Source organism: Bacteroides sp. ET336 (assembly GCF_024733815.1).
Classification (GTDB): domain Bacteria; phylum Bacteroidota; class Bacteroidia; order Bacteroidales; family Bacteroidaceae; genus Phocaeicola; species Phocaeicola cellulolyticus.
Genome location: NZ_JANRHK010000002.1, coordinates 253059 through 267530, shown reverse-complemented (window position 1 = coordinate 267530; position 14472 = coordinate 253059). Strand labels below are relative to the sequence as shown.

Below are 14472 nucleotides of genomic sequence, written 5' to 3'. Positions count from 1 at the left end.
TTAATTTATATACTTATCAGAATTTATACCCCAATGTAAAATACATGGAAAAATTATACGGTGATGCATCTGGAGCTATCTTGCAGAATCCAAAATCTGCATCAAGTCCTACAGTCCAGTCTTTAAAATCAAGACCTACTCCAGTCTGGACTCCGGCATCAAATCTGTTATACCCGTCAGCAATATATTTTCCACCTAAATATAAATCATCAAAAGTCGGCCATGACATGGTAAGTGCATCAATATTAGTCTCCGACTTACCTGATATACCATATGCAATATACGGACCTACAGTGAACACCATATCAAACTTTGATGTAGCTCCAACATGGAATGCAGCCAAAAGAGGCATCTGGAAATAATTCTGATTGGCATGTACTTTTGAAAGGACATTCTCACCGGTAACAAAATTATTGTACATTTTATAGCTTGCACCTTTTGATGTCCAGTTCAATCCGGTCTGAAAAGAAACAAGCCAATTCAACGGGATATCCAAAGTCACTCCTACTTTCGGGTTAAACAAAGGCTTGCTTCCATCTGCATTCTTACCCATCCATGCCGACATACCGGCACCTACTTCCATACCCCATTGTACTTTATTTTGTGCAACTGCCGGAAAAAATGACAGCATACATAACATAGCAACTAACAGTTTCTTCATAATATTCCTTATTTATATTTTATCAGTAAAGACAAAATTAAAGAATTTAATGATATATCCTACAAAATAGGAGATAAAAAAACGACAGTTCATTTTAATCAAGGGAACAATACGTCTCGATTAAAATGAACTGTCGTTTTTTTAAACGTATGAATTGCTATTTTTTAGAATGCGTATTCTATACCGATTGAGATTGCTTCGCCATCAGCATATACTCCGAAACCATCCTTTAAACTATTTCTATAGTCTTGACGGAATCCTGCAAAACCAACTTTAGTTATGAAACTAAAATTGTCATTAAGCTTTACTGCCAAACCAGGTTTAACACCAAGTTCAAATCCAGCATCTGCATCACTGTGAGCAACTTTGTTGACAGAAACGCCAAATCCCATATCAAGGAACAAACGTACAATATCATTCTCATAATAAGAGAAACGTGCGTAAGGCGCAATAGCAAAAGCTGTAGTTGAAGGACCTTCACCTCCAGCAACATCAAGTATCAGTTGTCCACCAACAGCCCATTTCCCATTCAACTCATATCCGAAATCAGGACTGATAGAGAAAGAAGTTCTCTCTGCATCAGTATCTCTCCATAAACCGATTCCACCACCAACATACATTTCCTGTGCGTAAGCAGTAACTACTGCAAACAACACGAATAAAGTCATTAATACTTTTTTCATAATTCTCATTTTTTAGTTGTTAAACTATTCAGTTTTTATTTAAAAACAAATTTCGGGAAAATATGTTATAAAAATAACATTAGATTGACAAATTTAATCAATACATTAAAAACAGAACAGTTTATCCGTTTTTATGACGATTTGCTCTGCGACGACGTATCTCTGCTTTCATCTTTGCAGCTCCGGAATTATGAAGTCCGGTAATATAGGTTTTCTTTTTCGCCTTAGTCTTAACCTTCTCTTCTTTTTTTGCTGCAGGAGATTTTGCTCCCTTGAAGATTATACCTTCTGTCAATATCTTTTCTATATCCATAATCTTGTATTTATATATGTATAACCAATAAAAAGATTAAATGTTCATTCTTAACTGAAATAAATGATTTCTATCTCCGTTGCTTCGGCAAATTCTTTAAGCAAATCGACCATAAAACCTACGGCCTCTTCCAGTCCTTCCTTGCCGCTATAAGCATTCATTATAGCAAGAAGTCTGGTTGTACCGGCAGTTATCTTTGTGCGTTCGTTGTCACTTGTGGGAGTTCCTACCCCTCCAACAGCATCACGATATACCGGCATACCTTCAATGTTCAGTTCACCTCTGCCTATACCTTCGTAAGGCTCGCCTGCCTTACCTATACCAAGAACCAGCTCATCGCCTTGTATCTTATCAAGATCAAAACCTCCTATGGAATGTCCGCAATTTATGGAAGCCAGATTGATAAGATCCACCAAAGTATCTATCTGATATAATGGAATACCACGAAGGATACGACGGCATAATGCTTCGGACGACGGACGATAACGGCTAGGGTCCTTACCACATTTCTTGTATGCCTGACGTGTTGCCTGTATCGATGGCATGTCCTTTATGGAATCTGTGGTATATTTAGAACGGTAAAGCTCCGTAAACTCGTCTATGCGTTTCCACAACTGTTCATTATAACCGGAATTCTTTACTCTGGCAAAAACTGCAGCTCCCTGAAAACCCGGCCAAGCCTGTTTCAGTTCGTCTGAAACAACAATATTTATCTTTCTATTTTCCATAAACGCTTTCAAAATTGTTTTATACTTTTACACAGAAATATATGGTGTAACAATTATTCATCTTTCAGAATTATCCCCGAAATAATTCTGCCTGAATTTATTCCTAACCTGCGGGCAGAAAAGAAATCTTCGTTTGCGGTATATGTACATATTCCGCTCACTTCTATATTATCCGGATTTACTCCGGCTGAAATAAGCTGTATTCTGTTTGTTTCCCAAAGATCAATATGCCATTTTGAGTATCTCCGTGATATAACATTCATATCAAATCCGGCATCTTGAAAAGCCTGATAAACCTCATCGCCAACCTCAAAAGACTGTAAAGAAATGCCCGGACCTATAACTGCTACTACATCTTGCATCCGCGTTCCATATTCTTCATGCATCTTTCTCAGAGTTTTCTCCACTATACGTGCCACCGTACCGCGCCATCCGGCATGTATTGCCGCAATTGCCTTATTACGTACATCATAGCAAAGCACAGGGATACAGTCGGCTGTGGATATACACAGACATATACCTTTAAGATTGGTTATAACGGCATCCACGCCTTCAATCATATTTTTCCTTACAGTCTCATCAGAATTCAGGTAGTCGCTGTCTATTGTACGTATCTCCGTAGAATGTATCTGATGCGGTATCACGAATGTATTTGGGCGGAACGGCATTATATCAGCCAGCAGGCTTCTATTCCGTTCTACATTTTCCGGATTGTCACCGCAATAATGGTTGCAGTTGAAAGATGAATACTGTCCGGTGCTATATCCGCCATGTCGAGTGGTAGAGAAACAAAAAATGTCAGCATACGATTCGTTCAAACCGTACACTAACATTCTTTTATCTGTTGAAAATAAGTTATTCATTATTTTTCGGGTTCGTCATCCCAATCTTCTTCTTCATATTCATATTCGAAATCATCGTCAGCATCATCCTCATATTCATATTCAAAGTCTTCATCCTCTCCCATATCCTGAAGTTCCTGCTGAAGTTTTGAAACATCTTTCGAACGATGTACGATTGCATCACGTCTTACAGTCTCAAGCAGATTGCTTTCCTTGTTAAGCTCTGCCCAAAGGATATCTTTAAGCTGCTGAATTCCCATATTCGCCACAGAAGATATAAACACATGAGGAACACCTTCAGGCAATGTCGGTTCAAGCATGCTGATAAGCTCATCGTCTAGCATATCGCATTTTGTTATGGCCAGGACACGCTGCTTATCGAGCATTTCAGGATTGAACGTTGCAAGCTCATTCAGCAATATTTCATACTCTTTGCGTATATCATCTGTATCACCAGGCACCATGAAAAGCAAAAGTGAGTTACGCTCTATGTGGCGCAGGAAACGAAGTCCGAGTCCTTTACCCTCGCTTGCTCCTTCTATTATACCAGGTATATCTGCCATAACGAATGATTTTCCGTCACGATATGACACTATACCCAAATTAGGCTCAAGTGTTGTAAACGGATAATTGGCAATCTTAGGACGTGCTGCAGATACAGTGGAAAGCAAAGTTGATTTTCCGGCATTTGGAAAACCTACAAGACCTACATCAGCAAGCAGTTTCAATTCCAGTATCACCGTCATTTCCTGCATAGGCTCTCCCGGCTGTGCAAATCGTGGAGCCTGACGTGTAGCTGTACGGAAATGCCAGTTACCCAAGCCTCCGCGTCCGCCTTTCAGCAAAATTACTTCCTGACCGTGGTCTGTTATATCGCACACATACTCTCCGGTCTCAGCATTGTAAACCACAGTACCGCACGGCACTTCTATCACCTTGTCGGCACCGTCTTTACCGAAGCTCTTGTTCTTGGAGCCATTACCTCCATGCTCGGCAAACACGTGACGTTCATATTTCAGGTGAAGCAACGTCCAGTAATTGCGGTTACCACGCAGAATTACATGACCTCCTCTACCACCGTCGCCCCCGTCGGGACCACCGTTTGGCACATACTTTTCGCGACGCATATGTACAGAGCCGCGACCTCCCTTACCGGAGCGGCAGTAGATTTTTACATAATCAACAAAATTCGATTCAGCCATATTTTTGTTAGAAGTTTGAGAAGTTAGATTGAGAATTTTGAGAAGTTAGATTGGATAATTAAAGAAGTAAATTTGAAAAGTTAAAGAAGTTATGTTGAGAGGCAATACAACTTCTTCACCTCCTTTAACTTCTCTAACTCCTTTACCTTCTTATAAATTAAAGTTTGTCAATTGCAGTACAGATGTCAGCAAAGATACCGTCCATAGTTCCAAGACCGTTGATGTGCTGATATTTGCCATCGTTCTTGTACCAGTCGATAAGCGGAGCTGTCTGAGAGTGGTAAACTACAAGACGTTTCTTGATTGTTTCTTCATTGTCATCAGCACGTCCTGATTCCTGACCACGCTTGATAAGACGAGTCATCAGTTCATCTTCCGGAACTTCAAGATCCAGCATGATAGAAACTTCCTGACCACGAACTTTAAGCATTTCCTTCAAAGCTTCTGCCTGAGCGATAGTACGTGGGAAACCGTCGAAGATTACACCTTTGCTATCTTTGAAGCTATCGAATACACTTGCAAGGATATCAATCATCAATGCGTCAGGAATAAGCTGACCGTTATCGATATATCCTTTTGCAGTTTTACCAAGTTCTGTTCCGTTCTTGATTTCAGCACGCAAAACGTCGCCTGTTGAAATGTGGTTCAAACCATACTTTTCTACTATACGTGCACTCTGAGTTCCTTTACCTGATCCAGGAGCACCAAAAATTACGATGTTCAACATTTTGTTTAAGTTTTTGAGTTTATATAAGTTTTTATCAGTTGACGAGTTGACAAGTTGACGAGTTAACAAGGTTACCATCCGGACGGGAACCTTCTATTAACTTGTAACTGAAGCCTTGTTCACTATTCATTGACTACTGTATATATGTCTCGATAATTACGTCCCTTTCCGTCGTAATCAAGACCGTAGCCTACTATAAAATCATTAGGAATATTCATTGCCACATAATCAATATCCAGATTTACCTGCAACTTGTCAGGTTTTACCAGCAATGTAGCTATACGTATATCCTTTGGATTTTTTGAACGTAATGTTTCCACGAGACGTTGCATAGTGAAACCAGTGTCTATAATATCTTCAACTATAACAACAGTCCTTCCCTCTATATTTTCATTCAGACCGACCAGTTCTTTCACCTTCCCTGTAGAAGATGTTCCTGCATATGAAGCCAGTTTCACAAACGAAATCTCGCATGGAAGACTGATACGCTTCATCAAATCGGCTGTAAACATGAACGAACCGTTCAAAACACTGAGAAACAGCGGTTCTGTTCCTTCCAAATCACGATTAATCTCATCTGCTACACGCGATACTTCTTTCAATATCTTATCTTCAGTAATAAATGTAGTAAACGACTTGTCTTTTATCCGAATAGTACTCATAGAATTATGCAAAATTAAAATTGCGGACAAATTTACGCAATTTTCGACAAATGTCAACACTACCTTTTAAGTATTTAAGTATATTTTGAAGATTAAATAGCGTATAGTTCGTATGTTTTTACTACTTTTACCAACAAAATACCATTTTAAGAAGTAATGAAAATTTTAAGTTGCGCACAACAGAAAGAAGCCGATGCTTACACTATAGAGCACGATTCTATATTATCCATCAATCTAATGGAAAAGGCCGCAAGCCTGATAACAGATGCTATATGCAGAAGATGGAACAAATCACACAGGATAGTTGTATTTGCCGGTCCGGGCAACAACGGGGGCGACGCTGTAGCTGTGGCCCGCATGTTACACTTGAAGAACTATCAGGTACAAGTAGTACTATTCAATATTAAAGGTAACCTGTCGGAAGATTGCCTCACAAACATCAAGAGACTTCAGGAATGCGGATTTACAAATTATACAGAAGTAAGCACACAATTTGACCCGCCGAAACTTTCGGCAGACGACATTGTAATCGACGGCCTCTTCGGCACAGGACTGAACATGCCTTTAAGCGGAGGTTTTGCTGCCGTAGTGCAATATATTAATGCCTCTCCTGCCAAAGTTGTATCTATAGACATTCCATCTGGAATGATGGGCGAGGACAATACCAGAAACATACGTCAGAACATTATCAAAGCTAATCTTACGCTTACAATAAACCTGCCAAAACTGTCATTCCTTTTTGCTGAAAACGAAGACTTGATTGGAGAGCTTGAAGTTCTTGACATCGGTATCAACAAAGAATTTTCAAAACAGGCAGAAAGCAGCAATTACATAATAGAAGAGAAAGAAGTAGCCGAAATAGTCAGACCAAGAAAGAAATTTGCACATAAAGGCAATTTCGGACATGCGCTGATAATTGCCGGTTCATACGGAATGGGAGGTGCAGCAGTACTGTCTGCCAAAAGTTGTTTGAGATGTGGTACAGGACTACTTACAGTACATACACCTGTATGCAACCACCTTCTTTTACAGGCAAGCGTTCCTGAAGCAATGGCACAGGACGACATGGACGACAGATTCTTTGCCGAAGTGATAGATCTGGACAGCTATCAGGCACTCGGTATAGGCCCTGGACTGGGACAGGAAGAATTTACGGCACAAGCTATAATCAACCAATTAAAAGAATGTTATATACCAGCCGTAATAGATGCCGATGCAATAAATGCTTTAAGTACTTACAGAAACCAACTGAACTGCGTACCAAAAGGTTCTATCCTTACACCACATGTAAAAGAGCTTGAAAGACTCGTAGGAAGATGCAGCAACAGTTTCGAAAGAATACAAAAAGCAAAGGATCTGGCATCATATCTGCAAATATATATAATACTCAAGGGAGCATGGAGTGTAGTCATAACTCCGGAAGGAGAATGTCACTTCAACCCGACAGGCAATCCTGGCATGGCAACAGGAGGCAGCGGCGATGTTCTGACCGGTATATTGACATCACTTCTTGCACAAGGATATTCCTCTAAGGAAGCATGTCTTTTGGGAGTATATCTGCATGGAATGGCAGGAGATATAGCTGCAGAGAAATTTGGAGAAATAAGCATGAATGCATCCGACATTATCAATTCATTACCGGAAGCATGGAAACAACTTTCAAACAAAAGATAAAAAACAAAAACTATAGCTTATGAACAAAAAAGGAATTATGGCATTGGCTTTAGTTACAGCCTATGCTTTTGGCGCTAACGCACAGAATGTTGACTATTATACTCCCGGAGAAGGAGAAGGTATTGCATTTTTCTTACCTAAAACAGCTGTAGAAGTAAATGTCATTGCAACAAAAGTAAAATATACGCCAGGAGATTTCTGTCAATACGCTAACAGGTATTTAAGAATAAACAATGTTACATCCGAGCCGTCAACAGACTGGGAAATAAAAAAAATAGAAGTACGCCCCGTAGGAATACCAGACTCTACCAAAGCTTATATAATGAAACTCAGTGATAAAAGTGTAATGTCAAATATTGAGGTTACAGACAACAACATTATAAAAGCTATAAACACTTCTGCACCAAAGTCTGCAAAAGCAGAATATATTCTGGAAATGCCACAACGCGCAGAAGATGGAAGAAAATACATGACAGAAGAAATTATTACTGCCGGTTCTACAGCTAAAATGGCAGAGCTTACAGCAAAAGAAATCTACAACATACGTGAAAGCAAGAATCTTATTCTAAGAGGACAGGCGGACACTATGCCTAAGGACGGTGCTTCACTAAAACTGATAATGGACAATCTGGAAAAACAGGAAAAAGCATTGGTACAGATGTTCACTGGAATAAAGACCAGAGAAGACAAACTATTTACAGCTGTCATTCTTCCGGAAGGCGATACCACTGAAAAAGTGGTCATGAGATTTTCACAAAAACTGGGAGTATTGTCATCAGACAATCTTGCAGGTAAACCTATGTACATAAAAATTGAGAACATCAATCCGGCACAAACATCTGCTGCAGACAGTGAAGATGGCAAAAAGAAAAAAGCTCCTAAAGGCATTATATACAATATTCCAGCAAAAGCAAATGTAATGCTTACATTTAAAGGAAAGACATTATTTGAAGATAATAATATGATGTTTGCACAGTTTGGCAATACTGAGTTACTGGTGAACGATCTTTTTAATAAGAAAGTAAACACACGTGTAATCTTCGATACTGTTACTGGAGGGATACAAAAAATAGACAAAGATTAATTAAAAGAGAATATTGATAAAATATTTGTTTTTTAGAAAAAATAGTCTAACTTTGCGTATAGTATATTAATACAACTATTTATACGTAGATTATGAAAAAACTAAAAATTAAAGTAGCATGCGCTTTACTAGGTGGAAGCCTGCTATTCTCTTCATGTATCGGTTCTTTTGCTTTATGGAACAACTTAAAAGACTGGAATCAAGGTATTGGTAACAAATTTGTAAACGAGTTAGTATTTTTGGCATTTAATATTATTCCAGTTTATGGTGTTGCATACTTTGCTGACGTTGTAGTTCTCAACTCTATTGAATTCTGGAGCGGATCAAACCCTTTGGCTGACGTTGGTACTACAAAAACAGTAAAAGGCGAAAACGGTGAATACCTCATCAGAACAAACGAAAATGGATACAGCATCTCTAAAAAGGGAGAAGACGTTTCTATCGATTTGGTTTACAATCAGGAAAACCGTACATGGAATGCATTGTGTGACGGTGAATCATACGAACTTATGACAATGAACGAAGACGGAACAATAACAGTGAAACTGCAGGACGGAAACACTGTAACAGTTCTTCCTGACCAGCAAGGTCTGGCTTCAGTACGCGCTCTCAGCGGCTCACAAACTACTCTGTTTACAGCCGCAAGATAATATCTCGTTTAAATTGTACACAAAAACTTTCAGGCATCATAAAAATAGTGTTTTTTATGATGCCTGTTTTTATTTTGAGCATGTAATATCAATTGTTATTTTGTTCTCTTTCTCTTTTCAGACTTCATTTTTTTCAAATTTAGCCTTCTGATCGTCAGTCAATAATGAAGAAATCTTGGAGTTCAATTCATCCATCTTTGCCTTTCTCTCCTCACGCGACACTTTCTGATTGAAAAAATCTTTATATAAATCTGTTATCTGTTTTTCCTGTTCATCTGTCAGTTCCAGCTTTTTATCCAAATTCTCTACTACCTGTTCCGGAGTTCTTTTTTCTCCACCTTTACGTTGTGCATCTATTGTCTGGAAGCACATAACAGCCATTAAGGCCAAAAATAAAATCTTTTTCATACTGTTTAAATTTTGATTTATAAATATATAATTATCTTGTTTAAAAGGCTTTGCAAGAGTTTTGCAAAAGCCTTCCTGTCATTATCGGATTGTATATACAAAACTTACCATTGCATACGGTTTAAGCACATTGCTGTTTATATAGTCGTAATAGTTGCTTCCAGTGCTGTGCGTGAATGCCTGGTTCTGCTTCAGGATATCGAAAGCCTCGACCTTTATTTCCGCCGCGTTGTTCTTCAGGAATTTCTTTCCCAATGACACATTCCATAGGAAATAATCTTCATTACCGATATCAAGCCCTGTATAACCTATATAATTGAATGTACTGCGGAATGTCAGTCCCCAAAAGAATGTCCAACCCAACTTGGCTGCAGCGTTATGAGTGATATAATCACCTGTACCGCTGGCTGTGTTTAATGAACTGTATATCTTGTTTATTCCTGCCGAGTAGGAAGCAGTAAAGTCCAGATTCTGACTGATATTGCTACCTATAATCACTTTCGGGATGATGTTCAATTCGTTTGTCTTACTCTTCTCACCGTTGAAAATGGTAGGAACATTAGAATAGTTAGCCGATACACTGAAATTGATGTTACTGCGAATCAAGTCGAACGGGAAACCATATGTAATCATTGACTGCAGACTGTAATATCCGTCCATATTTACAGGTTTGGTGAACTGCGAACCTTTATTCAGAGTAACATTATCTGAAATCTGTATATCTTCTTTAGCTATAAAAGTACTATCTGCTACATAACCTAGTTTCTCTGTACCTCCAATCATTGCTATGAATGTATGTCCTGTCTTGGTGGTACGGATGTATCTGAGATTTGCCGTATGCGAAATCTGCTGGTCCAAGTCAGGATTACCTGTCGAAAGGAAGAGAGGATTTGAGTTATCAACTACACTCTGAAGATCAGTAACAGATGGAGAAGACGAACTGCTTCTGTATCTCAGCATAAACGAATTTGTTCTGTCTAACGAATATCTTAAATTGAACGAAGGCAGGAATGAGAAATAATTGTTATTCATTCTGTCCGGACTAGGATATATAAGATCACCCGACAATTCCGACCACTGCACATCTGCTCCAATCATGGCATTCAGCTTTCCGGCATGATAACGAAGCCCTACATTACCGGCATGAGTTGTATATCCAGTCTGATATACGCTTGACAGACTTTCATCCAACTGATCATAAAGATCTGTCACAGACGATTTCATATAAGTTTTCCTGTCTGAATCCGAATCCGAATATGAAAACTTATACCCTAACTGCAATTGCATATGGTCAGTCAGTTTTTCCGTATAACTGAGATTAGAACGGAAACTGTACTGTTTGTTCATTGTGTTCTTGTACTGACTGTACTCTTCTGTCTGAGGTGTACCCGACACCATATTTAATGTATTCAGGTAGTCTGTATAAGTACCACCTTCAGTATTACTCATTTTACCGTTCATCATAAGCGACAATGTTCTGCCTTCAACAGGAAAGCGATGACGTAAAATAATATCAGCGCCAAGATTATATGCATCAGTACCACCATTAGTATTGGTATGTGTCTCAGTATCGGTCTGTCCGCTTATCATATTCTGTCCGTCAAGCACTGATACATTATCATTATTCTGAAAGCTCAATGTAGGGCGGAACTGGAGCGATGTTCTGTCCGAAATCCTGTAATCAAGCTTCATATTGAAACGGTGATTCCAATTCTCCATTGTCTTTTCCTGATATTCGTCGTATGTCATACCTGAAAGCACAGATTCAAAATATTCACGCTCAGTCCGCTGTTGAGTAAGGTTTTCAGACTGGTTAAAGAAATAACTTCCTGTGATATTGACCTTCTCACCCCATTTGTCAACGTAGTTAAGTCCGACACCGTTTGTAGAAGTGATACCTCCCATGCTGCCTACCATGAAATCAGAGGTATTACCTCCTCCTCCGGAACCGCCACGGCCTCCTCCGCCGCCACCGCCACGTCTTCCGCGACCACCACCTTTGGCTGATGACGACATAACTCCGGCAAGGTCTTCCTGAGAGAAATTCTGCTGATTGACATTATTAGACATTCCAAGAACTGAAATTCTTCGGTCATCATTAAAGAAGTTTATATTACCATTCAACTTATATCTGTCTTCAGTACCATATCCGGCAGAAACCTCACCGAAAGTACCCTGACGATATCCACCCTTTGTTATGATATTGATGGTTTTTACTTCCTCTCCATCGTCAAAACCGGTAAATTCGGCCTGCTCGCTCTTTTTATCAAACACCTCAATACTTGCTATGACGTCAGAAGGCAAGTTTTTTATGGCAAGATTTACGTCACCCTCGAAAAACTCTTTTCCATCTACCAATATTTTTTTCACATCTTCACCTTGTGCCTGTATTGTTCCTCCTTCAACAACTATACCAGGCATCTTCGACAACAGATCCTCTGCCGAGCTTCCCTGCATCACCTTAAACGCCTCGGCATTATAGAACAGACTGTCACCTTTCTGTTCGGCACGTGTAGCACGTCCCTGTACAGACACTTCACCAAGCATCAAAGCGTTCTCATCGAGTTTAAAAGTAATAATATAACTGTCTTTCTTATCAGTAACTTTCAATCTTTTCTCGTCTGATTTATAACCGACGTATGTAACTTCAAGCACATAACTGTCATACGATACGGATTTAAATAAAAACTTTCCATCAAGATCCGTAGAAGTATATTTCTTCGCATCCCTATCCGAAGATGGTGCTATACTTACCGTAGCCGAAGGCAGCGGTTCACGGTATTCTTGTCTGTCACGGTCCCGCTCACCGTAACCCTCCCCTGTGCCACCAACATCAGCGGCACTAACAATAAAGCAATAGATGTAAAAAGTTTCAGTTTCATATAATGTTAAATTTTTCGTTTCTGAGACAAAGCTACTCAAGAATAAGCTACGAAAAACGCCTCCAGACGAATGCAGTGGCGAACGACACACTTCAAGTGGTAAACGACAAACTCCGATTTTTAACATTTCATTTATTCGCTTTTTCGGCATATTTATTTTACTTTTGCATTATAACTCTATACAATATGAACAACAAGTACTTACCTATAGGCATTGACCTATTTTTCTGTATCATACTACTCCCCGCCATGATGATGATGCTTCCTGTTGACAAATGGCTGGAAAGCAATTCACTCTTTGTTATTACTCTGATAGTATGGCTTTATGCCGTATATTTCTGTATCAAGCAAATCAGTGTCCCTATGGCACTTAAAGACAGAAAACATCTGCTTATAGCAATAGCTGTTCTATTAGGCACAATATTCATTACATGGCTTATCACACAGTACCAGATGGATTTTCCTTTCAGAGGCCACAAACCGAGAATGGACAAATTCATAAAAAAGGCAATGAACATAACAAGAATAAAGCAACATCAGCAAGGTACATGGTTCATGTATCTGGTAACAGTATGTTTCAGCATAGCCGTAGGTCTTCTGACAGAACTGTACAAGCAGATTATGGCAAGACAAGCAAGCGAATTCGAGAAAAAGAAAGCCGAACTGGCACTATACAAGGCACAGATTAATCCGCATTTCCTTTTCAACACCCTGAACACCCTATACGGACTGATGATAACCCAAAGCCAGAAGGCAGAAACAGCCTTCATGCAGTTCATTGATCTGATAAAATATATGTACACAAAGGCAACACAGGACACTGTAAATATTGAGGAAGAAGCCGAATATATCGGCCAGTACATAGAATTGCAAAAGAACCGCATAGACGAAAAACGTACACATATATACTATTCATATTCAGCCGACGAATCTGCAAAAAATACCAGGATTGCACCGATGATACTTATAACTTTCATCGAGAATGCACTGAAATACGGAGCATCTTCGCACATAGAAAGCGACATCATAATAAGCCTGAAAGTAAACAATGACACACTGACGCTTTTCACAGAAAACCATACAGTGAACCCAAAACCGGAAAACAAGGAACCCGGAATAGGTATATCCAACTGCAAGAAAAGACTTGAGCTTTTATATCCTGGTAAACACAATCTGGAAATAAGCAATACAAACGGAATTTTCACCGTAAACCTTATCTTAAAACTGAAATGAGCATGAAGTGTATAGCAATAGACGACGAGCCGGTAGCTTTGAGTATTATAGAACAGTTCTGCAAACGCTGCGGCGACCTTGAAGTGACATCATATACAGACCCGATAACAGGACTTGAAAAAGTAAAGTCCTCCAGACCGGATATAGTATTCCTCGACATAGAAATGGGAGGAATAAACGGTATTGACATAGCACGCGAACTTCCGGCAGGCATATATCTTATATTCACTACCGCCTACGCCGAATATGCCGTTGACGGATTCGAGCTGAATGCTATAGACTATCTTCACAAACCATTCTCATACTCCCGTTTCGAAAAGGCTATAGAAAGGGTACGCAGGATGAAAAAGCTGGAAAGCCTTTCCGCCGCCCCAGTACTTACGGAAGAGGAAGAGATAACACTGAAAGTGGAATACAAGAACGTAAAAATAAAAATAGCCTCGATAGAGTATATCGAAGCTATGGACAATTATATCAAGATTTATCTCACAGATGATGACAGGCCTGTTCTTTCGCAAACCAGCATGAAATCAATCATGGAAATGCTTCCAGAGGACAGATTCATGCGTGTACATAAGTCGTATATAGTCCCATTGCACAAAGTGGCAAATTATACCCGCCGCCAACTCACACTCTATCACCGTGCAGTGGAAATACCAATCGGCCGTGTATATGCCGATGAGTTCATAAACCGTGTAGGCGAAATGAAATCGTAAGGATATT

The 14472-nt window shown here is 39.4% G+C and carries 15 protein-coding genes; 5 read left to right on the top strand and 10 right to left on the bottom strand.

Annotated elements, in window-relative coordinates:
• Nucleotides 1–16: 16 nt before the first annotated feature.
• From NW213_RS03980 to hpt, 8 genes are all read right to left on the bottom strand, one after another.
• The gene (locus tag NW213_RS03980) at nucleotides 17–661 is read right to left on the bottom strand and encodes a porin family protein (RefSeq protein ID WP_154043295.1); all 645 of its coding nucleotides are present in this window, start codon (nucleotides 659–661) and stop codon (nucleotides 17–19) included.
• A gap of 164 nt (nucleotides 662–825) precedes the next feature.
• Nucleotides 826–1344 (bottom strand): outer membrane beta-barrel protein, encoded by a 519-nt coding sequence (locus NW213_RS03975; RefSeq protein ID WP_154043294.1) that lies wholly within the window; start codon nucleotides 1342–1344, stop codon nucleotides 826–828.
• A gap of 121 nt (nucleotides 1345–1465) precedes the next feature.
• Entirely contained in the window at nucleotides 1466–1657 is a 192-nt protein-coding gene (locus NW213_RS03970; RefSeq protein ID WP_154043293.1) for a hypothetical protein, read from the bottom strand.
• A 50-nt stretch (nucleotides 1658–1707) separates the two neighbouring features.
• Nucleotides 1708–2370, bottom strand: coding sequence for a B3/4 domain-containing protein (locus NW213_RS03965; RefSeq protein ID WP_154043363.1), 663 nt, complete (start codon nucleotides 2368–2370; stop codon nucleotides 1708–1710).
• Nucleotides 2371–2438: 68 nt separating this feature from the next.
• Nucleotides 2439–3248: a peptidoglycan editing factor PgeF gene (gene pgeF / locus NW213_RS03960; protein WP_258321911.1), complete on the bottom strand. Its 810-nt coding sequence runs from the start codon at nucleotides 3246–3248 to the stop codon at nucleotides 2439–2441.
• Nucleotides 3248–4429: a GTPase ObgE gene (gene obgE, locus NW213_RS03955; RefSeq protein ID WP_258321910.1), complete on the bottom strand. Its 1182-nt coding sequence runs from the start codon at nucleotides 4427–4429 to the stop codon at nucleotides 3248–3250. The genes pgeF and obgE overlap by 1 nt, the downstream gene beginning before the upstream one ends.
• Before the next feature lie 157 nt (nucleotides 4430–4586).
• The gene (locus NW213_RS03950; protein ID WP_154043290.1) at nucleotides 4587–5156 is read right to left on the bottom strand and encodes an adenylate kinase; all 570 of its coding nucleotides are present in this window, start codon (nucleotides 5154–5156) and stop codon (nucleotides 4587–4589) included.
• Between the two features lie 122 nt (nucleotides 5157–5278).
• Complete coding sequence (hpt, locus tag NW213_RS03945; protein ID WP_235339132.1) at nucleotides 5279–5818, bottom strand: hypoxanthine phosphoribosyltransferase; 540 nt, start codon at nucleotides 5816–5818, stop codon at nucleotides 5279–5281.
• Nucleotides 5819–5974: 156 nt separating this feature from the next.
• Between hpt and NW213_RS03940 the strand changes: the two genes are divergently transcribed.
• From NW213_RS03940 to NW213_RS03930, 3 genes are all read left to right on the top strand, one after another.
• Entirely contained in the window at nucleotides 5975–7492 is a 1518-nt protein-coding gene (locus NW213_RS03940; protein ID WP_204393888.1) for an NAD(P)H-hydrate dehydratase, read from the top strand.
• Nucleotides 7493–7511: 19 nt separating this feature from the next.
• Nucleotides 7512–8576, top strand: a complete 1065-nt coding sequence (locus tag NW213_RS03935) for a DUF4831 family protein (RefSeq protein ID WP_258321909.1) — start codon at nucleotides 7512–7514, stop codon at nucleotides 8574–8576.
• Between the two features lie 92 nt (nucleotides 8577–8668).
• A complete protein-coding gene (locus tag NW213_RS03930) occupies nucleotides 8669–9226 on the top strand; it encodes a DUF3332 domain-containing protein (RefSeq protein WP_235339135.1) in 558 nt (185 codons plus the stop codon).
• 117 nt (nucleotides 9227–9343) lie between these two features.
• Here the strand turns inward: NW213_RS03930 and NW213_RS03925 are convergent, their stop codons facing one another.
• Both NW213_RS03925 and NW213_RS03920 read right to left on the bottom strand, forming a co-directional pair.
• Complete coding sequence (locus NW213_RS03925; RefSeq protein WP_258321908.1) at nucleotides 9344–9634, bottom strand: hypothetical protein; 291 nt, start codon at nucleotides 9632–9634, stop codon at nucleotides 9344–9346.
• An 81-nt stretch (nucleotides 9635–9715) separates the two neighbouring features.
• Nucleotides 9716–12643, bottom strand: coding sequence for a TonB-dependent receptor (locus tag NW213_RS03920; protein ID WP_258321907.1), 2928 nt, complete (start codon nucleotides 12641–12643; stop codon nucleotides 9716–9718).
• Nucleotides 12644–12702: 59 nt separating this feature from the next.
• On the opposite strand from NW213_RS03920, the gene NW213_RS03915 reads away from it, so the two are divergent.
• The gene (locus NW213_RS03915; protein ID WP_258321906.1) at nucleotides 12703–13749 is read left to right on the top strand and encodes a sensor histidine kinase; all 1047 of its coding nucleotides are present in this window, start codon (nucleotides 12703–12705) and stop codon (nucleotides 13747–13749) included.
• A gap of 2 nt (nucleotides 13750–13751) precedes the next feature.
• Nucleotides 13752–14465 carry a LytTR family DNA-binding domain-containing protein gene (locus tag NW213_RS03910; protein WP_258321905.1) on the top strand — a complete coding sequence of 238 codons (714 nt, stop codon included), beginning with the start codon at nucleotides 13752–13754 and terminating at the stop codon, nucleotides 14463–14465.
• The last annotated feature ends 7 nt before the right edge of the window (nucleotides 14466–14472 follow it).